Consider the following 23,960-nt stretch of genomic DNA (forward strand, 5'->3'; position numbering starts at 1 on the left):
CCGCCGTGCCCGCCCGCCACCTCCCGAAGTCATCAGCCTCGCCGAGGAGTTCAGCCGTGCCCATGCAACCCTGGTTCACCGACGCCAAGTTGGGGATCTTCGTCCACTGGGGGATCTACGCCGTCGACGGCGTCCAGGAGTCCTGGTCGTTCTACGACGACATCGTCCCGCACGACCAGTACATGTCCCAGCTCGACCGCTTCACCGGCGCCAAGTACGACCCGAGGGCCTGGGCCGACCTGTTCGAACGAGCCGGGGCCAAGTACGCCGTACTGACGAGCCGTCACCACGACGGTGTGGCCCTGTGGGACACCGCCCACGGCGACCTCAACCTGGGCCACGACTACCTCACCGGCTACGCCGACGCCCTGCGTGAGAAGGGCTTGAAGGTCGGCCTGTACTACTCGCACTCCGACTGGAACCACCCCGACTACGCCAGCACCCGCAAGCCCGGCCGGCCGCCGGAGCAGGAGGACAACCGCTACTCCGAGTGCTCCGCCGAGGACGAGGACCTTCAGGCCTGGGAGCGGTTCATCGCCTACCGGGACGGCCAGATCCGGGAGTTGGCCTCCCGCTACCGGCCCGACCTGATGTGGTTCGACGGCGAGTGGGACCGCAGCGAGGAGCAGTGGCGCATCCCCGAACTGGCCGCGCTGATCCGCTCGTACTCGCCGCACGTCGTGTTCAACGCACGCATGCTCAGCGAGGGCGACTACGCAACGCCCGAGCAGGGCGCGCCCATCGAACCGCCCGACGGTCCCTGGGAGTTGTGCCTCACCATCAACGACTCGTGGGGTTATCAGCACCACGACCACAACCACAAGTCGCTGGACCAGCTGATCCGTTACTTCACGGAGACGATCGGCGGCGGGGGCAACCTGCTGCTCGACGTCGGCCCGATGGAGGACGGCACCATCCCCGAGCCGCAGGTCGAGCGTCTCGAAGGCCTGGGGAAGTGGATCCGCAAGCACGCCGACGCGGTGTACGGGACGGTGCGGGGACTCCCGGCCGGGCATCACTACGGGCCCAGCACCCTCTCCGCGGACGGCCGTACCCTCTACCTCGTCCTGTTCGACGTGCCGCGCGCCCAGATCGGTGTACGGGGCCTGGTGACGCCGGTGCGCAGGGTCACCGTCCTCGGTTCGGGGACCGAACTCGGCCACCGTGTGGTGGGCGGGCTGCACGAGGCGGTCGGTGTGACATGGATCGACCCGCCGGCCGCGGCGGACCTCGACCCGCACGCCACGGTGCTCGCCCTGGAACTGGACGGTGAGCTGGAGCTCTACCGGGGTGCGGGCCGATTCTGAGGCCTCGCGCCGACCCCGTACGCACCCCGAACCGCCGTCACGCTTATCACACACTCAGGCACCTCATATGAACAATTAAGAAAGGGGTAAGAGGCCAGGCCAGGGGCGGAATTCGGCGTTCCGCGGCCATGGTGGTTCATCTGCGCGACACCTGAAGTTCGCTCCGGGCGCCTGGGATGCGGGCGCAAGGCGCAAGAGAGAGGTGTCACGGTGACAGAACCGCGCATAACAGCGATCGGCAAGGGGCTGAAGCGGCGGGGGAGGCTGATGAGGGAGGCGGTGAGCCCGCCGCTGCGCACCCTGAACGCCGTGCCCTCCCCGCGCAGGGCACAGCCCCCGGCCGCCGCGGCCTCGTACACCGCGTCTCCGACGCCGCGACTGGTGGAGTCCCCGGTCTTCGTGCTCTCCTCGGTGCGCTCCGGATCCACCCTGCTGCGGGTGATCCTCAACAGCCACAGCCAGGTCCGCGCCCCGCACGAGATGCATCTGCGCACCCTGCACGTGCGGCTCAGCCGTGACTTCACCGCCGCGGCCATGAAGGCGCTCGAACTCGACCGCACCGAACTGGAGCACATGCTCTGGGACCGGGTGCTGCACCTGGAGCTCGCGCGCAGCGGCAAGGACGTCATCGTCGACAAGACGCCCCCGAACACCCTCATCTGGCCACGCCTGCACCGATGTTGGCCGGGCGCCAGGTACGTCCTGCTGCTGCGCCACCCGGGCGCGGTGATCGCCTCTCTCACCGACCGCCGCAAGGATCCCGACCACGAGGCCATCCGCGCCGAAGTCCTGGGCTACGCCGAGAAGTTGGAGGAGGCCCGGCAGAGCCTCGACAACGCGCACATCGTCACCTACGAGGAGCTCACGGCCGAGCCGGAGCGGGTCACCCGCGGTCTGTGCGAGTACGTCGGGGTGCCGTGGGAGCCCGCCATGCTCGAGTACGGCCGCCGCGACCACGGTAAGTTCCGTCCCCAGCTGGGCGACTGGTCGGGCACCATCAAGTCCGGCCGTATCCAGCCGGCCCGCACGGCCGACCCGGCCCTCGAACTCCCGCCGCGTCTGCACGAGATCGCCCGCGCCTGGGGTTACACCACGGGGTGAGGGTGCCCGGACATGGGTCGAGCGGGCGGCCGCTCCCCGTGACAGCGGCCGCCCGCCCGGAACCCCCGTGCCCCCGGGAATCCCCCATTGGTTCCCGGGGCTTGGTGCTTCCCCCGTACTTCCCCCGTGCTTTCCCCCGTTGGGCCCCCGTGCGCTTCCCCCGTGGATCCCGGTGCTTCCCCATGAGTCATGGCCCGAGAGTCATGAACTCTGAACCGCAGTGCTCCCGCGGCGGCCCACCAGGTCCCTCACGTTCCCCCGTCGTCCCCGGTGGGCCTTCACGGTTACACCCTTAAGAACCCGCACCTCGCGCCCTGATACACCTCTCACGAAAAAAAACTTCCCCGGATCCTGGAGCGGGATCCGGGGAAGTGTGACGGGACCGTCGGCTCAGCCGGTGAAGCCCGCCGTGATGGAGGTGAACTGCCAGGTGCTCTGGCTGATGCCGGAGCAGTTGCTGACCACGCCGCCGCCGGGGCAGGGCCGGTCGCGGTTGACGGCCCAGTAGGCGAGCCGGGCGATGTGGTGGGAGTTGGACCAGTCTCGGATCTGGGTCCAGATCGCCGGGGTGGTGTTCTCCTGCTGGTCGGACAGGCCGTTCATGCCGGAGATGCCGATGTGGGAGTAGGCGGTGGCGTCGTCCCAGCCGAAGGTGGACTTCAGCTTGGTCTTCAGCCCCTCCGTGGCGTTCACGGTGTTGCCGTACATGTCCGAGCCGCCGCCGAAGTCGAACGGCATGATGGTGAAGACGTCGATGTCGGCGCCCAGCGACTTGGCCTGCTCGATGAGGCGGTTGCCGTAGTACGTCGGACCGGTCGTCGAGGTGCCGAAGGTGACGATGGTCTTCAGACCGGGGTTGTTGGCCTTCACGGTCTTCAGCGCGGTGAGGATCCTCGCCTGCACGGCCTCGTTCTCGAACTCGTCCGTGTTCTCGATGTCCATGTCGATCGCCTTGAGCGAGTAGGCGTCGATCACCTTCTGCAGCGCGCCGGCGAGGGCGCTCGCGGAGGAGCAGTTGGCGCCCAGTTTGCTGCCCTGCCAGCCGCCGAACGACGGCACGATGTCACCGCCCGCCGAGCGGACCTGGTTGATGACGCTCTGGTCGACTCCGCCGGTGAGCGGCCGGGTGCTGTCCCACATCGGGTTGCAGCCGCCGCCGTCCAGCATGAACGCCATCGTGAACCACTTGATGCCGGTCGCGCTCATCACCGTGGACACGCTCGGCGGATCGCCCCAGCCCTCGTACAGGTAGGGCGCGGCCTGCTTGAACGAACTCCCGCCCCCGCTGCCCGCGTTGGTCGTGACCGACACCTGGTTGGACGCGCCGGAGGTGTTCCCGGCGGCGTCGCGCGCCTTCACCGTGAAGGAGTAACTCGTGCTGGGCGAGAGCCCGCTGACGGTCGCGGAGGTGCCGGAGACACTCAACACCCGTGCGGACCCGCTGTAGATGTCGTACGCCGTCACCCCGACGTTGTCCGACGACGTGTTCCAGGACAGCGAGACACTGGAGGAGGTCTTGCCGGTGGAGGTCAGCCCCGACGGCGTGCTCGGTGCCTGGGTGTCCGAGCCGCCGCCCCCGCCGCCCGGCCCGTCCAGGCCGACGTCGTCGGCGTAGTAGGTGCCCTGCGCGTACCAGCCGTGCACGTAGACGGTGGCGCTCGTCTGCGAGGCGCCCGTGGTGAAGGACACCTGCAACTGGCTGTACGCCGACGGCGACGACGTCCATGTGGAGGCGCCGCCGTCGACGCCGAGGTAGACGTAGCTGCCGCGCACCCAGCCGCTCAGCGTGTATGCGGTATTCGGCTGGACGGACACCGTCTGGCTGCACTTGGCGTTGTCACTCGAACTCACGGCGCCCGCGAGGGCCTTGGAGCCGCCGTGCACGGGCGAGGAGACGACGGAGCCGAGGCTGCCGGTGCAGGACCAGGGGGAGAGACCGCCCGACTCGAAGCCGGGGTTGGTGAGGACGTTGGCGGCCTCGGCGGTGCCGGGCAGGGCGACCGCCCCGGCGACGGCGAGTGCGGCGGTTCCGAGCAGGGCGAACAGACGGCGCCTGGAACGCCGTAGGAAAGTGGTGCGCACGCGATCTCCCTGAAGAGGTGGGGTGTTCGGGAGTGCAGGGAATGCATGGGGGTGCGCAACCAAGTTGGTATGGACCAATCCACGTGTCAAGACTCGCGGCGGGATTGGTCCATACCGGTGAAGGGTGAAGGGTGGGAGGTCTAGAGCGGCAGCGCCTGTGCCGTGGCCCCGGTGTGGCTCACCTCGACGGACTCGACGGGTGCCGGAACGGCCGACAGCAGCGGCTCGGCGGTCTCCTCCACGCGCTGCGGCGGAACCGACGACGCCCGCAGCGGACGCGGTCCCGACACCACCGTGTAGTCCTGTCCCAGGAACGGCGGTACGACCTCGCCCGGGTCCTCGCCGAGCGCCAACTGCACAGCGGCCCAAGGGGCGTTGACCCCGCACAGGGACAGCTGGTGCAGCCCGCCCGCCGGACGGGTGTTGACGTCCATCAGGACCGGCTGGTCGCCGAACATACGGAACTGGACGTTGGACAGGTAGTGCAGTCCGAAGCCCTCGGCGATGCGCCGGGCCGGCTCCAGCCACTGCTCGTGCAGCGTGAAGCCCCGGCGGCGGCCGTCCTTGGTGCGGCCGATGGCCATGCGCAGACGGTTGTCGGGGCCGGTGAGGCAGTCCACGGACACCTCCGGCTGCTCCAGACGGGGCATCACCAGCCAGTCCACGGTCTCTTCGGTGCCCTCGGCCCGCCGCAGCGCGTCCACGACCAGGTCCAGTTGGACGTACGGGGTCGGGAAGCCGCTGAGGTGCATGAGCGAGAAGGGGGAGCGCGTGATCACGCGGAAGCCCACCCCGCCCGCGCCGGACGCCGGCTTGAAGCAGGCCCGGTGTCCGGCCTCCTCCAACTCCTCGACGGCGGCGACGAGTTCGTCCGCCGTGCGCACCCGGTACCACGGCGGCACGGGTACCCCGATGGCCTGGACCGCCTCGTAGGCGACAACCTTGTCCTCGAACACGGCCACGGCCTCGGGCGTCGGCGCCAGCAGCGCCGTACCGGCCGCCTCGAAGTCGGCGCGGTGCGCCACGATCTCCGCCTGCTGCAGACGGGGCACGAACACGTCGATGTTCCGGCGGCGGCACTGGTCCAGGGCGTACTCGACGTACGCGGCGGGGGACAGGCCCTCCGGCTCCAGGTCGGCGGTGTCGGCGGCGGCCAGCACGGGCGAGTCGGCGTCACCGTGCGTCGCATGGATCTCGACGGCGCGATCGCTCGGATTTCGTCGCAGCTGATCCATGAAAAACACGTTCTCCGCGTACGTGCGGTTGAGCCAGACGCGTACGCGAGAGACCATGCGAGGCCGCCTTTCACGGTTCGCGGGCAGGGCGAAGCAGGCCCGGCCCGGGCAGGGGGATTGGAGGGACACCAAACCGCCCTGCTGAAGGGGCGTTCATGGCGGTGGTGTTGGGGCGATCATACGGCTTCCCAGGGGTGCCGCGTGCAACGCCCGTGTTACGGATTTTCTGATCTTGTTCACCAATGTCATGCCGTCCGGTAAGGAAGTGACCGCCCGGTAGCCGTAGGGAGGCCGTCCGTGACCACGGGGTGTGGCCTTGTCCCGTGCCCCCGAATGTGCTGTCGTGGTGACCTTGGACAACTCGGGAACGGAGGCGCGGGGTGACCTCGACGGCCGGTGGTGCCGGACAGCTGCTGGCCATCAGTGATCTTCACATCGGCTATCCCGAGAACCGCGCCCTGGTCGAGCGCATGGCCCCGGAGACGGACGACGACTGGCTGCTGGTCGCGGGGGATGTCTCGGAGAACGTGGCGGACATCCGCTGGGCGCTGAAGACCCTCGCGAGCCGTTTCCGCAAGGTCGTCTGGGCCCCCGGCAATCACGAACTGTGGACCCACCCCTCCGATTCCGTCACCCTGCGTGGCGTCGCGCGCTACGAACACCTCGTCGACGTCTGCCGCGATCTGGGCGTGATCACGCCGGAGGACCCCTACCCGGTGTGGGAGGGCCCCGGCGGCCCGGTGGCCGTGGCGCCGCTCTTCCTCCTGTACGACTACTCGTTCCTGCCCGCCGGCTGCGCGACCAAGGAGGAGGGGCTGGCGTACGCGCACGGGACCGGCATTGTGTGCAATGACGAGTACCTGCTGCACCCCGACCCCTACCCGTCCCGCGAGGCCTGGTGCCACGCCCGCGTCGCCGAGACCGAGCGCCGGCTCGCCGAGCTGCCCGAGGACCTGCCGGTCGTCCCCGTCAACCACTACCCGCTGCACCGCCACCCGATGGACGTCCTGTGGCACCCCGAGTTCGCCATGTGGTGCGGCACCTCGCTGACCGCGGACTGGCACCGCCGCTTCCGCGTCGCCACCATGGTCTACGGCCATCTCCACATCCCCCGCACCACCTGGCACGAAGGCGTCCGCTTCGAGGAGGTGTCGGTGGGCTACCCGCGTGAATGGCGCACCCGGTCGCAGCCCCCGGGCCGCCTGCGCCGCATCCTGCCGAGCGAGCCGAAGCAGGAGCAGCAGGAGCAGCCGAACGTGTCGACGGAGGGCGAGCCCCGGTGATCGAGGAGCTGCTGCCGGAGTCCGTGGTGTGCGTCGAGGCATTCGGTGCGGAGGGGGTGCGCGAGTTCGGGGACGCGCCCCTGTACCCCGAGGAGGAGGCGCTGGTGGCCCGCTCGGTCGCCAAACGACGCCGTGAGTTCACGGTCGTACGCGCCTGCGCGCGGCGCGCCATGGAGAAGCTCGGCGTGCCCCCGCAGCCCGTGCTGCCCGGCGAACGCGGCGCGCCCGGCTGGCCGGAAGGCCTGGCCGGCAGCATGACCCACTGCGACGGCTACGCGGCAGCCGCCCTGGTACGCGCCGCAGACCTGGCCTCCGTCGGCATCGACGCCGAACCCCACGAACCGCTCCCCGAGGGCGTGCTGTCCGCCGTCGCCCTGCCCGCAGAGGAGGAGCGGCTGCGCCGCCTGGCCGCGGACCGGCCCGAGGTGCACTGGGACCGGCTGCTGTTCAGCGCGAAGGAGTCCGTCTACAAGGCGTGGTTCCCCCTCACCCGGAAGTGGCTGGACTTCAGCGAGGCCGACATCGACCTCCCGGCCGGGACCGCGGGACAGCCGTACGGCACCTTCCGGGCGCGCCTGCTGGTCCCCGGGCCGGTGGTCGACGGCCACCGGCTGGGGCACTTCGAGGGCACCTGGACGGTGCGCAGGGGCCTGGTGGCGACGTCGGTCAGCGTCCACCACGCGTGAGGCCCGGCGACGGCCGCGGCAAGGTCACGGTGTGGGGCACCAGCTGTGCAGCAGTCTGAAGAACTCCTCCTCGTTGCCCGCGAGCCCCGCCTCCGCCAGGGCCCGCTCCGCCTCGGCGAGCACGGCGGGCGGGACCATCCTCGGCCGCCGGTCGCGCGGCGGACCCGAGGAGTCGTCACTCTCCTCGCCGAAGGCGGCCCGCACCGTGTGCAGCAGGCGCAGATAGGCCTGGACGGCGGTGCGCTCACGGTCGGTCAGGACGGCAGTGGGCATCGGTCGGCTCTCCCCGTGTCGGCGTCTTCTCCCCCGCGCCGAGGCGGCGCGTGCGCCGCGTCAGGACGGCGCACCTCCCAGCTTGCCGTCCCCCACTGACAATCGGGTCCCGGCGGCCGTCCGTTCGCCCGCTTAGCGGACGTGAAACCTCTCCGAAATCCAGCGGGGAAAACGGTCTCTACGCTGGTGTGAAGGGCTTTCGGCCGATCGCCGACGGCCAGGAGCACGGGAGGCGAGCCGATGGTCGACGTCCCCTACGCGCGCCCGGCGCACGCCGCACGGCTGCGCCCGGTGGGCGACTCGGAGCTGGCCCTGCGGTACCGGACGGTGCACGGCTACCGGCGCGCCTTCCGGATGGCGGGCGAGGGTCCGGCGCTGGTCCTCATCCATGGCATCGGGGACTCCTCGGCCACCTGGGGCCGGCTGATCCCCGACCTCGCCCGCACCCACACCGTCGTCGCCCCCGACCTGCTCGGCCACGGCGCCTCCGACAAACCCCGGGCCGACTACTCGGTCGCCGCGTACGCCAACGGGGTGCGCGACCTGCTCACCACCCTGGGCATCGAGTCCGCGACCCTGGTCGGACACTCGCTCGGCGGGGGAGTGGCGATGCAGTTCGCCTACCAGTTCCCCGAGCGCACCGAGCGGCTCATCCTGGTCAGCGCCGGGGGCGTCGGCCGCGAGGTCAACCCGGCCCTGCGGCTCGTCTCGCTGCCCGGCGCCCATCTGGCGCTCTCCGCACTCCGGTTGCCGGGTATGCGGCTCCAAGTAGGCCTCGTGGTAAGCCTGATGAAACTCCTGGACACCGATCTGGGCCAGGATGCACCGGACTTGCTCAACCTCGTCGACGCCCTGCCCGACGAGACGTCGCGCAACGCCTTCATCCGTACCCTGCGCGCGGTCGTCGACTGGCGCGGGCAGGTCGTCACCATGCTCGACCGCTGCTATCTGACCGCCGGCATGCCCACCATGCTGTTGTGGGGCGACCGGGACAGCGTGGTGCCGGTACGGCACGCCTACGGCGCCCACGAGGCGATGCCGGGCAGCCGGCTGGAGATCTTCGAGGGCGCCGGACACTTCCCGTTCCACAGCGACCCCGCCCGATTCCGGTCCCTGGTCGAGGAGTTCACCAGCACCACCGCTCCCGCCGACTGGAGCCGCGACCACTGGCGCGAACTCCTGCGCGAGGGCCGCCCCGGAACACACCCGGACATGCCGGACGGGGCCGGGCAGGAACTCCGGGAGGCGAGCGAACGCAGCGCGACCTGACCTGACCGCCGTACCGGACAGATCAGTTCTGCGGGCCCAGGTATCCCAGGGACGCCCCGATCCGGCCCGCCACATGATCCCGGCCGAGCCCGCGCGGCGACGAACCGGCCAGCAGGGTACGGCACTTGCTCGCCAGCAGCAGGCCGAAGCTCTCGGCCTCCTTCTCGTCGGTCAGGTCGAAGCGGGTGCGCGCGGCGACCCTGCGGACCGTCGCCCGCAGGTCCGCCCCGTCACTGAGCAGCCGGGCCGCGACCGAGGCGCCGTCGACATGCCGGCCGCAGTGGCCCGCGTTCATGTGCCACAGCTCGTGGCCCAGGATCACCAACTGGTGGTCGGGTGCGGTGCGTTCCTCGATGACGACCAGGTCCTGGTCCGTCATGTCGAGCCACAGCCCGCTCGCCGTGTCGGCCGGGAAGGGGGCCATACGGAAGTGGACGGGCCGACCGCGCCGTCTGCTCATCCCGTCGCACAGGGCGTTGTACAGGTCGGCCGGCACGGCGGGGGCCGACAGCCGCAGTTCGCTGACGAGTTCGCCGCTGAGACGGCGCATTTCCCTGGCGATGCCCACAGTTCTCCCCCGGCTCACGACTCGGGCCGCTTCACGCTCTCCAGGAGCATGTCCAGCCACTCGGCGACCTTGTCCCGGTGCTGGTCGGTGGGCAGTTGCGCCGCCCGCCACGCGATCCCGCGTACGCCGTGGTCCTGCAACAGCCGCTCCAGCGGGTCCTCGGCCGCCGCGGCGGCCTCCCGCGCGGCGAGCTTCTGCAGCAACTCCTGCTCGGTGTGCTGCAGAACGCCCGCGAGCGCCTCGGGATCCTCCGCCGTGAGGAAGCCGGCGTGCACCCGGAAGAAGCGCTGGATCGCGTCGCAGTGCTCCATCGTGGGGCGGCGGTCGCCGTTGATCAGGGCACCCGCCTGCTGCCGCGACATGCCCGCGCCGTCGGCGATCTCCTGCTGGGTGTACTTGCGTCCGTTCGGCTTCAGCCGGGTGCGGCGCAGCAGGTCGAGGCGCTGCAGGAACCGGGCCTGCACATCGGGCTCGCCCGCCGGCCGGCCGCTGAGCAGGGCCTTGACCACGGACTCCGGGACACCGCAGGCGACGGACAGCCGCCGGGTGTCGAAGACCTCCGCGTGCGGCACGCCGAGCCGGTCGGCGAGTGCGGCGACACGGGTGACGACGGCCGACAGCAGCACCGTCGCCACGGCGCCCGGAACCTCGAAGCCATCCGACACCGGCAGGTCTCCTACGTCTCTCACGTCCCTCTCACAGGCACAGGCGATCCCCCGTGAACTGCGTGGAGAGTAGCGGGTCTTTCGAACTCACATCCAGGTCTCGCCACAACTGTGGCCAATTTCAGCCGTCAACGAGCATGGAATGCCACGATAGTTGACACCTCTCGCGTCCGGGCAGCAGGATCGGGGCGCCGCGTGAAGGCGGCACCGGCAAGAGGGGTGACCTCCCGATGGCGTTTCAGGCAGGTGGGCAGCGGTCCGTACCGCGGCCCGTCCCCGAGGATCCCGAGGCCCAGGCGTATCTCCAGGACTACGCCACCTACTTGGAGGCTGTCACCTTCCCGTCCGTCGTCGTCGACCACCGCTGGGACGTGGTCCTCGCCAACACCGCTTTCGCGTCACTTTTCCGTGACGTCAGCCCGCATCCGACGGCTCTCCCGGGCGACAACTTCCTGCGGTTCGTCCTCTTCCATCCCGACGCGGCGGCCGTCCTCGGCGACCACGAGTCCAGCTGGTGCCTGCCCATGCTCGCCTGCTTCGCCGCCGCCGTGGAACGCCACGGCCACGACCCGGCGCTGCAGGCCATCCGCCGGGAGATCGCCCAGGACCCGATCATGGAAGCCGCCTACCGGCAGGGGCTGCCGCACTGGATCCGCGCGGTCGGCGAGGATGCCGTCGAGCACGACGGAGCCGTCCGCCCGCTCCACCACCCCGACCCGCGCCGGGGCGCCACCGAATGCCGTATCGTCGGCGAGACCCCGAGGACCCTGCGAGGCCTGGGGTACACCCGGCTGACGCTGGTCCTGCGCACGCCGCGCCCCGCGCCGGCACCCCGAAGGGCCCGCATCCCGCGGCGCACCGCGAGCCACCTCAGCGTGGTGCCCGCGCCCCAGGCCTGACCCGGGCACCGTCGGCGTTCAGGTCGCCGACGGCGCCCCGGTCGGTGGGGAGGTGGGCTGGTGGAGGTCGGTTCGAAGAATGTCAGGGCCACCGGTGTGGGCGCGGCCGGGGTCTACAGCTGTCCTACCTGGCGAGCTCCGGCACATCCATGCTCACCGACGGCGACTGCTCGACCTGGCCGCAGCCCGGTCAGGGTGACCCGGCCCCGACCGCACCCGCAACTGCGCCGTCGGTGCCGCGGCCTGCTCCACCGTCGTGGGCGCCGTCGGCTACCGCTTCGACCCGGCCACCGGCAGCACGGCCACCGTCACCCTGCCCGCGAGCACCGGCCTCCGGTGTCTGCGGCTGACCGTCACCGCCAACTCCGGTCGGCCGGCGGGCCGGTTCAGCGAAGTGGAGGCGTATCCGTCTTGAGCAGGTCCACCGGGACCGCGTCCTGAGGTGTCCCTCGTTTCGCCGCCTGGATCTGCTCGTACACATGAGTACGCAGCTCGGCGAAGCGCGGGGCCACCCGGGTGTGCAACTGGTCGCGCTCCGCCGGGAGATCGACCTTGAGCTGCTCCCGTACGACGGTGGGGGAGGCGGACAGGACGACCACCCGCTCACCCAGGTAGACGGCCTCGTCGATGTCGTGCGTGACGAACAGGATGGTGATCCCCCGCTCCCGCCACAGCCCCCGCACGAGGTCCTCCAGATCGGCGCGGGTCTGCGCGTCCACCGCCGCGAACGGCTCGTCCATCAACAGGACCTGAGGCTCGTAGGCCAGCGCCCGAGCGATGGCCACCCGCTGCTGCATCCCGCCCGACAGCTGCCAGGGATACGCACCGGCGGCGTCCGCCAGTCCGACCGACGCCAGCGCGTCCGCCACCAGCTCACGTCGTCGGGTCTTCGTCAACCCCTTCTGTTTCAAGGGAAGTTCGACGTTCGCGCCCACCCGCATCCAGGGAAAGAGGCTGCGTCCGTACTCCTGGAACACGAACGCCATACCGGGCGGTGGACCGGTCACCTTCCGTCCCGCCAGCAGCACTTCGCCGGAGGTCGGGGCGAGCAGCCCGCCCATGCACTTCAGCAGGGTCGTCTTGCCGCAGCCCGACGGGCCGACGAGACAGACGAGTTCACCGGAGTCGACCGTGAAGGTCAGGTCGCGCACCGCTTCGACCCGGCGGCCGGACCCCTCGTAGACCTTCCGCAGACCGGACACGTCAAGAAGCACGGGCATGGACCGCCCTTTCGCGAGGCTCACGGGGACCGCCGGGTGGCGGCGCGCAGACCGTGGTACCAGCCGAGCACCCGCCGCTCGACCACCTGGAAGAGGACCGACAGGACGAAACCGAGCAGACCGAGCACCAGGATCCCGGTCCACATGTCGGCGATGGCGAAGCCCCGTTGGAACTGCACGATGGTGAAGCCGAGCCCGTTGCTCGCGGCGAACATCTCGCTGATCACCATCAGGATGATCCCGATCGACAGCGCCTGGCGCAGGCCCGCGAAGATCTGCGGACTCGCGGACGGCAGGACGACCGCGCGCAGCCGGGCGACGCCCGTGATGCCGTACGAGCGGGCTGTCTCCGCCTGTACGGGGTCCACGGCCCGCACGCCCTCGACCGTGTTGAGCAGGACCGGCCACACACAGCCGCTCGCGATGACGACGACCTTCATGGTGTCGCCGATGCCCGCGAACAGCATGATCACCGGTACCAGCACGGGCGGCGGCACCGCCCGCAGGAACTCCAGAACCGGTTCGCACACCGCCCGCACCCGCCGGTACGACCCGATGACCGTGCCCAGCGCGATCCCGACGACGGCGGCGGTGGCGTAACCGGCCGCGAGGCGTACCACGCTGGGCCGTACGTCCGTGCGCAGCCGCTCGGGCGTCCACACGTCGGGAAACGCCTTCAGGATGGTGCGCAGCGGCGGCCAGAACGGGTTCGTGCTGCCGTCCGACGCCAGCCACCACACCGTGACCAGTACGGCGGGCAGCGCGACCGTGAACAGCAGTCGCAGGAGCAGCCGGTTCACACCGCCACCTCCCCGCGCACCGACTGGTGCCAGGCCAGCGCCGACCGCTCCACCGTGCGGGCGCCCACGTTGACGATCAGCCCGAGCACTCCGGTGACCACGATCAGCGCGTACATCTCCGGCACCGCCTGCGAGGTCTGCGCGACCGCGATGCGCGCGCCCAACCCCGGTGCGCCGATGACGAGTTCGGCGGTGATGGTCAGGATCAGCGCGACGGCCGCCGCGAGCCGTACGCCCGTCATGACGTACGGCAGCGCGGTCGGCCAGAGCACGTACCGGACGCGCGCCCAGGGGCCGAGCCCGTACGAGCGGGCGGTCTCCTCGGCGACCGGGTCGACGTCCTGGATGCCGTACAGGACCTGGATGAGGACCTGCCAGAAGGCGGCGTAGACGACCAGCAGGAGGACCGAGCGCAGTTCGGTGCCGTAGAGCAGGACCGCGAGCGGGATCAGGGCGACGGACGGGATCGGGCGCAGGAATTCGATGGTCGAGGCCGTGGCCTCGCGCAGGTGGGGCACGACGGAGACCACCACGCCCGCCACGACTCCGGCGCCGACGGCGATCGCCAGTCCGAGCGCCCAGCCGGTGAGGGTGTCCCCGAGGGCCAACCAGAAGGCGGAGTCGGCGAGTTCGTCGCCGAGAGCGCCGAAGATGCGGCTCGTCGGCGGGAAGTACGCCTCCTTGACCAGGCCGAGCCGCGGCACCGCCTCGCCCAGGGCGAGGAAGGCCGCGAGCCCGGCCGCACCGAGTGCGACGTTGCCGCCTCTCACGGGAGCAGCTTGTCCAGGTCCGGCGCCGCCTTGAACAGCTTGTCCTGCTCGCCGAGCTTCTCCAGCGCCTCGATGGACGAACGGTTCGCCTCGGCGGGCCACTTGGGGAGCGTCACCTGTGCCAGTACCGACTCCGGGATCTTGGTGTACGTGGTGACGATCTGCCGGACCTCGTCGGGGTGGGAGTCGGCGTAGGCGAGGGACTCGGCCGTGGCCTCCTGGAACTTCTTCACCACGTCCGGGTGTTGCTGCTCGTACTGCGTCGAGGTGAAGTACATGGCGACGGTCAGGTTCGGGGCCACGTCGACCAGCGGTGAGGCGATCTCCACGCCGCCCTGGCTCTTGACGGTGGCGAGGGCCGGCTCGACCACCATCGCCGCGTCGATCTGACCGCTGTCCAGGGCGGCCGGCATCTGGTCGAAGGCCAGCTCCACGAACTGCACCTTTTCGGGGTCGCCGCCCGCCTTGCGCACCGACTCGCGCACCGCGGTCTCGTTGATGTTCTTCAGGGTGTTGATGGCGACCTTCTTGCCCTCCAGGTCCTTGGCGGACTTGAGCGGGCTGCCCTTCTTCACCGTGACGGCCCCGAAGTCCTTGCCCTGCACGCCCGTTGATGCGATGCCGTTCGAAACGGCCTTCACCGGAATCGTGTTGGACCGGGCGACCATCAAGGACGTCATGTTGCTGAAGCCGAACTGGAACTGGCCGCTGACCACGCCCGGCACGATCGCCGCGCCGCCCTGCGCGGTGGTGATCGACAGCTTCAGACCGTGCTTCTCGTAGAACCCCTGTTTGACGCCGAGATAGACGGGCGCGACGTCGACGATGGGGATGAGGCCGAGTTTGACGGTCGTGGTGCCCCCGGACGAACTGCCCCCGGACGCACCGGAGTCGTCGGACGAACCACAGGCCGCGGTGGCGAGCAGGAAGGTACCGGCCGCGAGACCGGCGAGCAGACGACGCATGGCTCCCCCTGTGCAGAGACAACGGTGTTCCGACAGGCTGTGCGTTCGTCGCACAGTAGTGCTCGATTGGCGTGCAGGGAACGTAGATCGTGGCGTCGTACCGGGTCAATGCTTTTGGCTGACGAAATTGTTGACAGTCTGCGGCGGGGATCCGTCAGAGATCGAGAACGAGTTTCCTCCCGCGGCAGCGTGACACGCAGATCATCATCGTCTCCCCGGCCTCGCGTTCCTCGTCCGTGAGCACGGAGTCCCGGTGGTCGGGGGTGCCCTCCAGCACCTCCGTCTCGCAGGTGCCGCAGGTGCCCTCGGCGCAGGAGAACAGCACCTCCACGCCGGCGGCCCGCACGGTGTCGAGGACGGAGACACCGGCGGCCACGGTCAGCGTACGGCCGCTCTGCGCGAGCTCGACCTCGAACTCGGTGTCGCCGTCCGTCTGTTGCTCCTTGGGCTGGAACCGCTCGACGTGCAGCGCGCCGGCCGGGCAGCGCTCCTCCACCGCGTCGAGCAGCGGACCGGGACCGCAGCAGTAGACCAGGGTTCCCTCGGGCAGCGCGTCGAGCACCGGACCGAGGTCGAGCAGCCCGGTCTCGTCCTGCGGTGCGACGGTGACCCGGTCGCCGTACCGTGCCAACTCCTCGGTGAACGCCATGGATTCACGGCTGCGTCCGCCGTACAGGAGCGTCCACTCGGCGCCCGCCGCCTCGGCCGCCGCCAGCATCGGCAGGACGGGGGTGATGCCGATCCCGCCCGCGACGAACCGGTACCGGGGAGCCGGGCGCAGGGCGAAGTGGTTGCGCGGGCCGCGCACCCGAACCTTGTCGCCCTGCCCCAACTGCTCGTGCACATGGGCCGATCCGCCCCGCCCGGCGGGCTCGCGCAGGACCGCTACCCGCCATGCCGTGTGATCCGCCGGGTCGCCGCACAGCGAGTACTGGCGCTCCAGCCCCGGACCGAGGACGAGGTCGACGTGGGCGCCCGGTTCCCAGGCGGGGAGTCGCTCGCCGAGCGGGTGGCGCAGGGTGAGCGCCACGACCCCCTCCGCCGCGGACTCCAGTCGCTCCACGACGAGTTCGGCTTCGTACGCGTCGTTCATGAGGTGCTTCCTCGCAACTCGGGGGCCGGCTCGTGGCCTTCGGGGTGGCCCAGCATCCACTCCCACATCTCGACCGGGTCCTGGGCGGAGTGCTCGGCGCCGCAGTGACAGGTGCCGTGCAGCACGTCGGTGCCCGGCAGCCAGTCGATGCGGTAGATCTCGCCCGTCGGGCTGCTCACAGCGCCGGCTCCACCGGCTTGTCGCCCTCCTCGACCAACCGGGCGAGGATACGGCGGGCGGCCAGGCCACCGGTGTCGATGTTGATGCTCAGCTCCTGGTAGCCGGTGCGCTCGGTGCCGAGCGTGCGCTGCAGCAGGTTGAGCGCGTCGACGTCCTGCATCACCACGGTGTGGTTGTTGCCCCGCAGGAACGCGGTGACCTCGTCGTCCTCCGTCGCCCAGTCCCGGGAGACCATCCAGAAGTCGTACACCTTGCCGTCCGCGGACGGGGTGATCGCGTAGGTGATCTCGGTGTGGAAACCGTTCGGGTCGCTGCCGTCGGCCTCCGGCAGCACGCCCACCGGCGCGATCCGGCTGTGCAGCAGATACAGGCACGGGGCGTGGTACTCGATGTCCTGCCAGCGGGTGATCCGCCCCTCGATGCCGGTCGAACGGGCGTAGAACGGCGGGCACTCGGCGTCGTCCATGTGCCGGCTGACCCGGACGATCCCGGCGCCCTCGTCGACCTCCGTGGTGATCGGCGTCTCGGCGACCTCGGGGGTGCCGATGTAGCCGCCGTGCAGATACGTCTCGTGGGACAGGTCGAGGAGATTGTCGACGAGCAGACCGTAGTCGGCGTCGATCGGCTCCATACCGCATACGGTCGTCCAGCCCGGGGAGTCGAGGTGCCGGGCGCGCGGAATGGTCTGCGGGTCGGCCAGCGCCGGGTCGCCTATCCACACCCACACCAGCGAGTCCTGCTCGACGACCGGATAGGAGGCGACGCGGGCGGTGCGGGGGACACGTTTCTGCCCCGGTACGTACACACAGGTGCCGGTCGTGTCGTAGGTGAAGCCGTGGTAGCCGCACACGATCCGGTCGCCGTCGAGTCGGCTCTCGGAGAGCGGGAACCGGCGGTGCACACAGCGGTCGTGCAGCGCGACCGGCGTGCCGTCGCCCTCGGTGCGGTAGAAGACGAGCGGCTCACCGAGAATCGTCCGGCCGAGCAGTTCCTCCCGCCCGACCTCGTGGCTGTAGGCGGCGACGTACCACTGGTTCCTGGCGAAGGCGGTCGTGTGAGGCATGGGCTTCCCGTCCCTGTCGGCGGGGCGCCGTCGCCCCGCGTGCCGTGGTTGGAATCAGAGTCGTGACCCTTGCGGTGGCACCGCAAGACGGCTTCCGTGAGACGGAAGAGCTCTCGTGAAAGGGCTGGTCAGAGTGTTCGTTTCGGCGAACGCTTTCGATGAGCGGGCGGCCGTGGGTTGCCGTGCAGGTGACCAGGGCGTCGCCGTGGCCGCGCTCGACGGTGTGGAGGCGGGAGCGTACGAGGTGCTGGCCGACGATTTCACCCGGCAGGTCAAGGGATTCCTGTCGGACGACGTGACCGCCCTGTACCCGCAGCTCGCGCCGTGGTACCCGGCCCCGGCCACGCCCTACCCACCGGGAGCCCGGCTCCCGTGACCGCCTGCTGGACGCCGCCGCCACGCTCGCCTGCACCGAGGGCGTCGGGATCGGCGTCGAGGCGCTGTGCAAGGCCGCCGGGGTGTCCACACGCTCGATGTCGGTCGACACCCTCCTGACAGCGGCCGGGATCCAGTAGGCAGTAGGCGGTAGGCGGTAGACAGGATTCGGTAGCCGGTAGCCGGTAGCCGGTAGCCGGTAGCCGGTAGCCGGGATCGGGTCGGCAGGTTCCCGGTTCCCGGTTCCCGGTTCCCGTATCCGGTGGCTGGGATCCGCGATCCCGCCGACCGTAGCGAAACGGCGGCGCAAGCAGGCCGCGCAGCACCGCTCTCGATTTCGCTACAAGTTCCGAAATTATTCGGGGCGAGGCCCGCCACGTGGCCGAAACACGCCCTTCGTAGCGTCATGGCTGCCGGGCGCACACCGCCCATAACGCTACTTCTCCGCGAATAGCGCTCCGCACATCTCCGCATACCACCCATATCGCTCTGTCTTCAGCGCCCTCCATGAGACAGGAGTTTCCCCGTGCCCCACCTCTCCCGCCGCGGCGCCCTCAGACTCGCCGCCGGTGTCACCCTCGGTTCGGCCCTGCCCCTGGCGGGCTGCGGGCGCGACGACGGCACGGCCGCAGCCGCCGGCAGTGCCAAGCCCGTCGACAGCTCCCCGGCCACCGGACGCGTCAGCGTCTGGGCCGCGCAGGGCGACGCCGACGTGCTCGCCAAGGTCATCAAGCCGTTCGAGAAGGCCAACCCGGACGTGGACGTCACGTTCACGCTGATCCCGAACGCCGAGTACTACACCAAGCTCCAGGCGGCGATCGCCGCGGGCAAGGGACCGGACGTCGCGCAGTTCTTCCCCGAGTCGCAGGCGCAGTTCCTCGACGCGCAGACCCTGAAGCCCGTCCCCGACGGCCTCGTGGACTCCGGCGGCTTCTTCAAGAGCCTCTGGGACGCGGGCGTCGTCGACGACGTGGCATACACAGTGCCGTGGTACGCATACACGTACGCCCTCGTCTACCGCGCCGACCTCGCGAAGAAGGCCGGGGTGACGGCGCCGGCCACCTGGGACGACATGACACCGTTCCTGAAGGCGCTCCAGCGCGCCGGCGCCGGGCACGGACTCGGCGCCGACATCGGCTGGGACGTCTTCAACGGCCAGGACGTCGCGATGTACGCCTGGCAGGCCGGCGGCTCGTTCCTCTCCTCCGCCGGGAAGTGGACCCTCGACACCCCCGAGACGGTCGCCGCGCTGAAGTACAACGCCTCCTTCTTCACGGCCGGGACCGCCGACACCGGCGGCCCCACCTTCCTCGACGCACAGCCGTACTTCGTCTCCGGCAGGACCGCGAGCATGATCACCGGACCGTGGGTCATCGGCCAGCTCGACGCCGCCGCGAAGAAGACCGGCTGGACCGCGTCCCACGTCGCCACCGCCCCGCTGCCCGCGGGCTCCTCGGGCAGCGTCTCCTTCTCGGCGGGCGGCAGTTGGGGCGTCCTCGCCGACAGCGGCAACGCGGACGCGTCCTGGAAGTTCGTCCGCCATCTCGCGCAGCCGGCCACCCAGGTCGCGCAGTACAAGGCGTACGGCTCGCTGCCCGCCGTCATCTCCGCCTGGGACGACTCGGCGATCAAGGGCCAGCCGCTGCTCGACGCCTTCTTCACCCAGCTCAAGAACACCCGGACGTTCCCGCAGGTCGCCACCTGGCAGCAGGTCGCGACCCGGATGGGCAAGGAGATGGAGGCCGTCGCCAAGGGCAGGCAGAGCGCGGAGAAGGCGGCCGGGAACATCCAGGCGTACGCCGAGAGCGTCGGCACCGGGTCGAAGTGAGCCGCCGATGACGACCACAGCGCTCCCGGAGACACGGGGGAAACCGCTTCCGAAGGCGGCGCGGCCGACACCCCCAGCCGCCCGGCGCCCCCGCTCCGGCGCCCGCCGGACGGCCGTCGCCTGGCTGTTCCTCGCCCCCTTCGCCCTCGTCTTCCTGCTCTACACGCTGATCCCCACCGTCGCCGCCCTCGGCTTCAGCCTCACCGATCTGCGCGGCGCCGACCTGCGCACCCCGTTCGCCGTCGACTTCACCGGCTTCGACAACTACCTGCGGCTGATCGAGGACCCGACCTTCCTGCGGGACATCCTGAACACCGCCGTGTTCGTCGCCGTCGGTGTACCGCTGACCATGGGCATCGGCTTCGCCCTGGCCCTCGCCCTCGACTCCGGGATCCGGCGGCTGCGCGGCGTGTTCCGTACGGTGTTCTTCGCGCCGGTCGTCACCAACATCGTGGCCGTCGCCCTGATCTGGCAGTACGCCTTCAACGCCGACGGCACCGTCAACAAGGTGCTCGGCGCGGCCGGTCTCGCCGGACCCGACTGGCTCGACGACCCGCATCTGGCCATGCCCGTCGTCATCCTGCTCGGTGTGTGGCGCAACTTCGGCACCGCGATGGTGCTGTTCCTCGCCGGGCTCCAGGCCATTCCCCGGGACGTCTACGAGGCCGCAGCCCTCGACGGAGCCGGCCGCTGGCGGCAACTCCGTTACGTCACGCTGCCGTTGCTGCTGCCGACCACCCTCATGGTCTCCGTCCTGCTGACCGTCTTCTACCTCCAGGTGTTCGACGAGCCCTACCTCCTCACGGGCGGCGGCCCGCTCGGCTCCACCGAGTCCGTCGCCCTGTACACCTACCGCCAGTTCGGTTCCGGCGAGTTCGGTACGTCGTCGGCGGCGTCCTTCGTGACACTGGTGCTGGTGGCCGTCGTGAGCGCCGTCCAGTTCCGGCTGCTGAGGTCCCGCACATGACAACCCTGCGAGCCACCCCCCGCCAAGCCCCCCGAACCGTCGGCCGGCCGCTGCTCTACACCGCCCTCGTCCTGTGCGCGCTGCTCACACTGCTCCCGTTCGTCTGGGTGGTCAGCGGCTCGCTGCGCAGCCTCGACGAGATCCGCTCCGACCCCGGCGCCTGGCTCCCGCACCACCTCACCCTCTCCAACTTCACCCGGCTGTTCGCGACCGAGGGCTTCGGCCGGTTCCTCGCCAACAGCGTCGTCGTCGCGGTGATCGTCGTCGCCGGGAACGTCGTGGCGGCCTCCGCCGCCGGATACGCGCTCGCCAAGCTGGACTTCGCGGGAAAGCGGCTCGCGTTCGGCGCGGTCATGGCGGCGATGATGGTGCCGTTCACGGCGGTGTTCGTCACCCAGTTCGTCATCACCGTCGACCTGGGGCTCGCGGACACCCTCACCGGAATCGCCCTGCCCTGGGCGGCGATGCCCATGTCCGTCTTCATCATGCGGCAGTACGCGCTGTCGATCCCCGACGAACTCCTCGAAGCGGCCCGCATCGACGGCGCGGGCGAGTTCCGGATCTTCTTCCGGATCTTCCTCCCGCTGGCCGGACCCGCCGTCGCCACGATCACGATCATGTCGTTCCTCGCCTCCTGGAACAACTTCATCTGGCCGCTGATCGTCGCCCAGAGCATGTCCACCTACACGCTCCCGGTGGGCCTGGCCGCGACCAGCCAGGCGGCGGCGCACGTCACCGACTACGGCCTGATGCTCGCCGGCGCGATCGTCGTGATGCTTCCGGTGCTCGTGCTCTTCCTCTGCCTGCAGCGTTACTTCGTGCAGGGCATCGCCGGAACGGGAATGCGGTGAACACCATGAATACCGTGACCACCGTGCACGCTCCCGCCGGCACGATCGTCGGCCGCCAACTCGGCGCCGTACGGCGCTTCTCGGGCATCCCGTACGCCGAACCCCCCGTCGGCGCACGGCGGTTCGCCGCACCCGTCCCGCGCGGCCCGTTCCGGGAACCCTTCGACGCGTCGCGGCCCGGCGCCACCGCACAGCGCGTACAGCTGTCCGCGACGACCACCGTGCCGGAGCCGTCGATCCCCGGCGACGACATACTGAACCTCACCGTCACGGCCCCGGCGGCGGACGACAGCCCTATCCCCTGGCCGGTCCTCGTGTGGGTCCACGGCGGCGGCTTCCTCGGGGGCAGCCCGGCCGGCCCCTGGTACGACGGGCGCGCCTTCGCCCGCGACGGCGTCGTCCTCGTCACGGCCGGCTACCGGCTCGGCGTGGACGGCTTCGCCCCGCTGGACGGCGTCCCCGCGAACCTCGGGCTGCGCGATCTGCTGCTCGCCCTGGACTGGGTGCGGGAGAACATCGCCGCGTTCGGCGGCGACCCCGAGCGGATCACCCTGGCCGGCCAGTCGGCCGGGGGAGCGGCGGTACTCGCACTGCTGTCGTCACCCGCCGGGCACGGGCGGTTCCAGCGGGCGGCCAGTCTCTCCGGCGGCTTCTTCGAGGTCGCGGCGAACGGGTTCGTGGAGCGCCTCGCGCACACCCTCGGTGTACCGCCGACCCGGGCGGGACTCGGCACCTGCCCGCCCGAGCGGCTCCAGCGCGCCGTCCTGGATCTGCGCAGCGACGCCGACGCCGACGATGTCCTCGTCCTCGGCCCGACCGTCGGCGGCGATGACGACCTGCTGCCGGTCCCGGCCGCCGAGGGACTCGCCGTGCACGGGCACGACGTACCGCTGCTGCTCGGCGCGACCGGCGACGAGTTCGACCGGCCCGCCGACCCCGCCGCACGCGCGGCGGGCGGCAGGCTCACCGACACCCTCTTCCGCGCCGCCTGCCCGCGCGCCGCGGCGGCCCGGCGCGCCGCCCCCGCCGGAACCTGGCTGTACTCCTTCGAGTGGCCTTCCCCGATGCTCGGCGGCTCCGCGCACTGCACCGACCTGCCGTTCTTCTTCGACCTCCTCGACGCCCCGGGCGTCCCCGAGGCCCTCGGCCCGAACCCGCCGTCCGACCTGGCCACCCGGATGCACGCCGACCTGGTCGGCTTCGTCCGCGGCGGGACACCGGGCTGGGGACGGGCGACCGGCGGGCCGGGCGATCCGGTGCGCGCGTACGGTACGCCGGTCGTCGACACCACCGGCCTCTACGACCCCGTGGTCCCGGCGGCGGGAGCGGCGGCGTGCTGATGTCCGGTATGAACCAGAGCGCCGTACGACGCGTCAACACCGCCGTGATCCTGAGGGCGTTGGCCGTGTCGGCCGGTCCGACGACGATGACCGCGCTCTCCGGACGCACCGGACTCTCCCGCCGCACCATCGAGTTGATTCTGGACTCGCTCGTCGAGGCGGGCTGGGTCGCCGAGTTGGACCGCGTCCCGGTCAGCGGCTCCGCCGGGCGCCCGGCCCGCCGCTACGAACTCCGTGCCGAACACGCCCTGTTGGCCGCCGTACGGATCACCACCGTCGATGTGTCCGCGGTCGTCGCCGACGTGCGTGGCCGCATCCTGGGCCGGGCGCACCGTCAACTGCGCGCCTACCAGGACCCGTACGCCACCCTCGACGACGCGGCGGCGCTGGTCCTGGCGGCGCTCGACGACGCCGGCGGCTCGCCCGACCGGCTGCGGGCGGGTGCCGTCGCGAGCGGTGGCGCGATCGACGACGAGGGAGTCGTACGGCGTCTGGTGCACACCACCCGCTGGGAGGGCGTCCATCTGCCCGAGGAACTCGCGCGACGCGTGACGGTGCCCTGGTTCGCCGACAACGACACCAACCTCGGTGCGCTCGCGGAGCGTTGGCGGGGTGTGGCCGGTGACCACGACAACGTCGTATGGGCGATGCTCGGCAACCGTACCGGCCTCGGCATCCTCATCCGGGGGGCCGTGCACCGGGGGCTCGACGGCGCCGCCGGCGAGATCGTCGAAGCGGTGTCGCTGCCGGCCGGGTCGGTCGAGGACCGTCCCGTGGCCTGGCTCACCTCACCACGGGCCGCCCGACGGGCCGTCGCCCTGGGCCGGTTCGCCGCGGCCCGCGCCGGGGAACCGGCCGCGCTCGCCGAGGTCGACGAGTTCGTGGAGAACATCGCGTCGATCCTCACCACCCTGTCCTGGACCGTCGCACCCTCGCTCATCGTGCTCGGCGGCGGACTGGAGGACGCGGCCGACGTGCTGCTGCCCCGGGTCCGCGCCGCCCTGCGCGCGGCCCGCACCCCCGCCGTCGAACTCCGTGCCACCGGCCTGGGCCACGACGCGCCGCTGATCGGCGCCGTGAAACTCGCCCTCGACCGCATGGACACCGAACTGTTCGGCCCCCTCGTCCCGAGCGCGTGAC

The 23,960-nt window shown here is 70.7% G+C and carries 24 protein-coding genes and 2 pseudogenes; 14 read left to right on the top strand and 12 right to left on the bottom strand.

The features are described 5' to 3' along the window. The first annotated feature begins 56 nt into the window (after nt 1-56). A complete protein-coding gene (locus ACFPIH_RS48865; RefSeq protein ID WP_381185700.1) occupies nt 57-1,307 on the top strand; it encodes an alpha-L-fucosidase in 1,251 nt (416 codons plus the stop codon). A gap of 267 nt (nt 1,308-1,574) precedes the next feature. Next, the gene (locus tag ACFPIH_RS48870; RefSeq protein ID WP_381185769.1) at nt 1,575-2,408 is read left to right on the top strand and encodes a sulfotransferase family protein; all 834 of its coding nucleotides are present in this window, start codon (nt 1,575-1,577) and stop codon (nt 2,406-2,408) included. 390 nt (nt 2,409-2,798) lie between these two features. Here ACFPIH_RS48870 and ACFPIH_RS48875 read toward each other — a convergent pair whose 3' ends face one another. Together ACFPIH_RS48875 and ACFPIH_RS48880 are read right to left on the bottom strand one after the other, a co-directional pair. Continuing rightward, nucleotides 2,799-4,490, bottom strand: coding sequence for a carbohydrate binding domain-containing protein (locus tag ACFPIH_RS48875; protein WP_381185697.1), 1,692 nt, complete (start codon nt 4,488-4,490; stop codon nt 2,799-2,801). Nucleotides 4,491-4,630: 140 nt separating this feature from the next. Further along, nucleotides 4,631-5,782, bottom strand: coding sequence for an ATP-grasp domain-containing protein (locus tag ACFPIH_RS48880; protein WP_381185695.1), 1,152 nt, complete (start codon nt 5,780-5,782; stop codon nt 4,631-4,633). A 323-nt stretch (nt 5,783-6,105) separates the two neighbouring features. Here ACFPIH_RS48880 and ACFPIH_RS48885 point away from each other — a divergent pair, with 323 nt between their 5' ends. Continuing rightward, nucleotides 6,106-7,008 (top strand): metallophosphoesterase family protein, encoded by a 903-nt coding sequence (locus ACFPIH_RS48885; protein WP_381185692.1) that lies wholly within the window; start codon nt 6,106-6,108, stop codon nt 7,006-7,008. Next, a complete protein-coding gene (locus ACFPIH_RS48890) occupies nt 7,005-7,694 on the top strand; it encodes a 4'-phosphopantetheinyl transferase family protein (RefSeq protein ID WP_381185690.1) in 690 nt (229 codons plus the stop codon). Before ACFPIH_RS48885 ends, ACFPIH_RS48890 begins: the two co-directional genes overlap by 4 nt. A 24-nt stretch (nt 7,695-7,718) precedes the next feature. On the opposite strand, the gene ACFPIH_RS48895 is transcribed toward ACFPIH_RS48890, so the two are convergent. Continuing rightward, a complete protein-coding gene (locus ACFPIH_RS48895; protein ID WP_381185687.1) occupies nt 7,719-7,967 on the bottom strand; it encodes a hypothetical protein in 249 nt (82 codons plus the stop codon). Nucleotides 7,968-8,207: 240 nt separating this feature from the next. Between ACFPIH_RS48895 and ACFPIH_RS48900 the strand changes: the two genes are divergently transcribed. Beyond that, nucleotides 8,208-9,236: an alpha/beta fold hydrolase gene (locus tag ACFPIH_RS48900; RefSeq protein WP_381185684.1), complete on the top strand. Its 1,029-nt coding sequence runs from the start codon at nt 8,208-8,210 to the stop codon at nt 9,234-9,236. A gap of 22 nt (nt 9,237-9,258) precedes the next feature. Here the strand turns inward: ACFPIH_RS48900 and ACFPIH_RS48905 are convergent, their stop codons facing one another. Both ACFPIH_RS48905 and ACFPIH_RS48910 read right to left on the bottom strand, forming a co-directional pair. Continuing rightward, entirely contained in the window at nt 9,259-9,786 is a 528-nt protein-coding gene (locus tag ACFPIH_RS48905; RefSeq protein ID WP_381185682.1) for a toxin-antitoxin system, toxin component, read from the bottom strand. Nucleotides 9,787-9,818: 32 nt separating this feature from the next. Then, a complete protein-coding gene (locus tag ACFPIH_RS48910; protein WP_381185679.1) occupies nt 9,819-10,469 on the bottom strand; it encodes a helix-turn-helix domain-containing protein in 651 nt (216 codons plus the stop codon). A 230-nt stretch (nt 10,470-10,699) separates the two neighbouring features. Between ACFPIH_RS48910 and ACFPIH_RS48915 the strand changes: the two genes are divergently transcribed. Then, on the top strand, nt 10,700-11,368 hold the full coding sequence (locus ACFPIH_RS48915) for an MmyB family transcriptional regulator (protein ID WP_381185676.1): 669 nt from the start codon (nt 10,700-10,702) through the stop codon (nt 11,366-11,368). 75 nt (nt 11,369-11,443) lie between these two features. Beyond that, nucleotides 11,444-11,783 (top strand): annotated as a pseudogene (locus tag ACFPIH_RS48920) (discoidin domain-containing protein); the annotation flags it as partial. On the opposite strand, the gene ACFPIH_RS48925 reads toward ACFPIH_RS48920, so the two are convergent. The 7 genes from ACFPIH_RS48925 to ACFPIH_RS48955 form a co-directional block, all read right to left on the bottom strand. Further along, nucleotides 11,755-12,588 (bottom strand): ABC transporter ATP-binding protein, encoded by an 834-nt coding sequence (locus ACFPIH_RS48925; RefSeq protein ID WP_381185674.1) that lies wholly within the window; start codon nt 12,586-12,588, stop codon nt 11,755-11,757. The pseudogene ACFPIH_RS48920 and the gene ACFPIH_RS48925 sit on opposite strands and share 29 nt — an antisense overlap. A 20-nt stretch (nt 12,589-12,608) precedes the next feature. Next, nucleotides 12,609-13,388, bottom strand: coding sequence for an ABC transporter permease (locus ACFPIH_RS48930; protein WP_381185671.1), 780 nt, complete (start codon nt 13,386-13,388; stop codon nt 12,609-12,611). Then, nucleotides 13,385-14,158, bottom strand: a complete 774-nt coding sequence (locus ACFPIH_RS48935) for an ABC transporter permease (protein WP_381185669.1) — start codon at nt 14,156-14,158, stop codon at nt 13,385-13,387. The genes ACFPIH_RS48930 and ACFPIH_RS48935 overlap by 4 nt, the downstream gene beginning before the upstream one ends. Continuing rightward, nucleotides 14,155-15,123 carry an ABC transporter substrate-binding protein gene (locus tag ACFPIH_RS48940; protein ID WP_381185666.1) on the bottom strand — a complete coding sequence of 323 codons (969 nt, stop codon included), beginning with the start codon at nt 15,121-15,123 and terminating at the stop codon, nt 14,155-14,157. Before ACFPIH_RS48940 ends, ACFPIH_RS48935 begins: the two co-directional genes overlap by 4 nt. 154 nt (nt 15,124-15,277) lie before the next feature. Next, nucleotides 15,278-16,216, bottom strand: coding sequence for a PDR/VanB family oxidoreductase (locus tag ACFPIH_RS48945; protein WP_381185663.1), 939 nt, complete (start codon nt 16,214-16,216; stop codon nt 15,278-15,280). Further along, nucleotides 16,213-16,395, bottom strand: coding sequence for a hypothetical protein (locus ACFPIH_RS48950; RefSeq protein WP_381185660.1), 183 nt, complete (start codon nt 16,393-16,395; stop codon nt 16,213-16,215). The genes ACFPIH_RS48945 and ACFPIH_RS48950 overlap by 4 nt, the downstream gene beginning before the upstream one ends. Further along, the gene (locus ACFPIH_RS48955) at nt 16,392-17,459 is read right to left on the bottom strand and encodes an aromatic ring-hydroxylating dioxygenase subunit alpha (protein ID WP_381185657.1); all 1,068 of its coding nucleotides are present in this window, start codon (nt 17,457-17,459) and stop codon (nt 16,392-16,394) included. Before ACFPIH_RS48955 ends, ACFPIH_RS48950 begins: the two co-directional genes overlap by 4 nt. A gap of 172 nt (nt 17,460-17,631) precedes the next feature. On the opposite strand from ACFPIH_RS48955, the gene ACFPIH_RS48960 reads away from it, so the two are divergent. From ACFPIH_RS48960 to ACFPIH_RS48990, 7 genes and pseudogenes are all read left to right on the top strand, one after another. Next, nucleotides 17,632-17,835: a hypothetical protein gene (locus tag ACFPIH_RS48960; protein WP_381185775.1), complete on the top strand. Its 204-nt coding sequence runs from the start codon at nt 17,632-17,634 to the stop codon at nt 17,833-17,835. A gap of 4 nt (nt 17,836-17,839) precedes the next feature. Next, nucleotides 17,840-17,962: pseudogene (locus tag ACFPIH_RS48965) on the top strand (TetR/AcrR family transcriptional regulator); the annotation flags it as partial. A gap of 398 nt (nt 17,963-18,360) precedes the next feature. After that, nucleotides 18,361-19,662, top strand: a complete 1,302-nt coding sequence (locus ACFPIH_RS48970; protein WP_381185654.1) for an extracellular solute-binding protein — start codon at nt 18,361-18,363, stop codon at nt 19,660-19,662. A 7-nt stretch (nt 19,663-19,669) separates the two neighbouring features. Next, on the top strand, nt 19,670-20,629 hold the full coding sequence (locus ACFPIH_RS48975) for a carbohydrate ABC transporter permease (RefSeq protein ID WP_381185651.1): 960 nt from the start codon (nt 19,670-19,672) through the stop codon (nt 20,627-20,629). Next, a complete protein-coding gene (locus ACFPIH_RS48980) occupies nt 20,626-21,480 on the top strand; it encodes a carbohydrate ABC transporter permease (RefSeq protein WP_381185648.1) in 855 nt (284 codons plus the stop codon). The genes ACFPIH_RS48975 and ACFPIH_RS48980 overlap by 4 nt, the downstream gene beginning before the upstream one ends. 14 nt (nt 21,481-21,494) lie before the next feature. Then, nucleotides 21,495-22,820: a carboxylesterase family protein gene (locus tag ACFPIH_RS48985; protein ID WP_381185645.1), complete on the top strand. Its 1,326-nt coding sequence runs from the start codon at nt 21,495-21,497 to the stop codon at nt 22,818-22,820. Next, complete coding sequence (locus ACFPIH_RS48990; protein WP_381185642.1) at nt 22,814-23,959, top strand: ROK family transcriptional regulator; 1,146 nt, start codon at nt 22,814-22,816, stop codon at nt 23,957-23,959. Before ACFPIH_RS48985 ends, ACFPIH_RS48990 begins: the two co-directional genes overlap by 7 nt. Nucleotide 23,960: the final 1 nt, after the last annotated feature.

Origin of the sequence: Streptomyces vulcanius (assembly GCF_042653945.1) — a bacterium.
GTDB classification, from domain to species: Bacteria; Actinomycetota; Actinomycetes; order Streptomycetales; family Streptomycetaceae; genus Streptomyces; species Streptomyces mangrovi.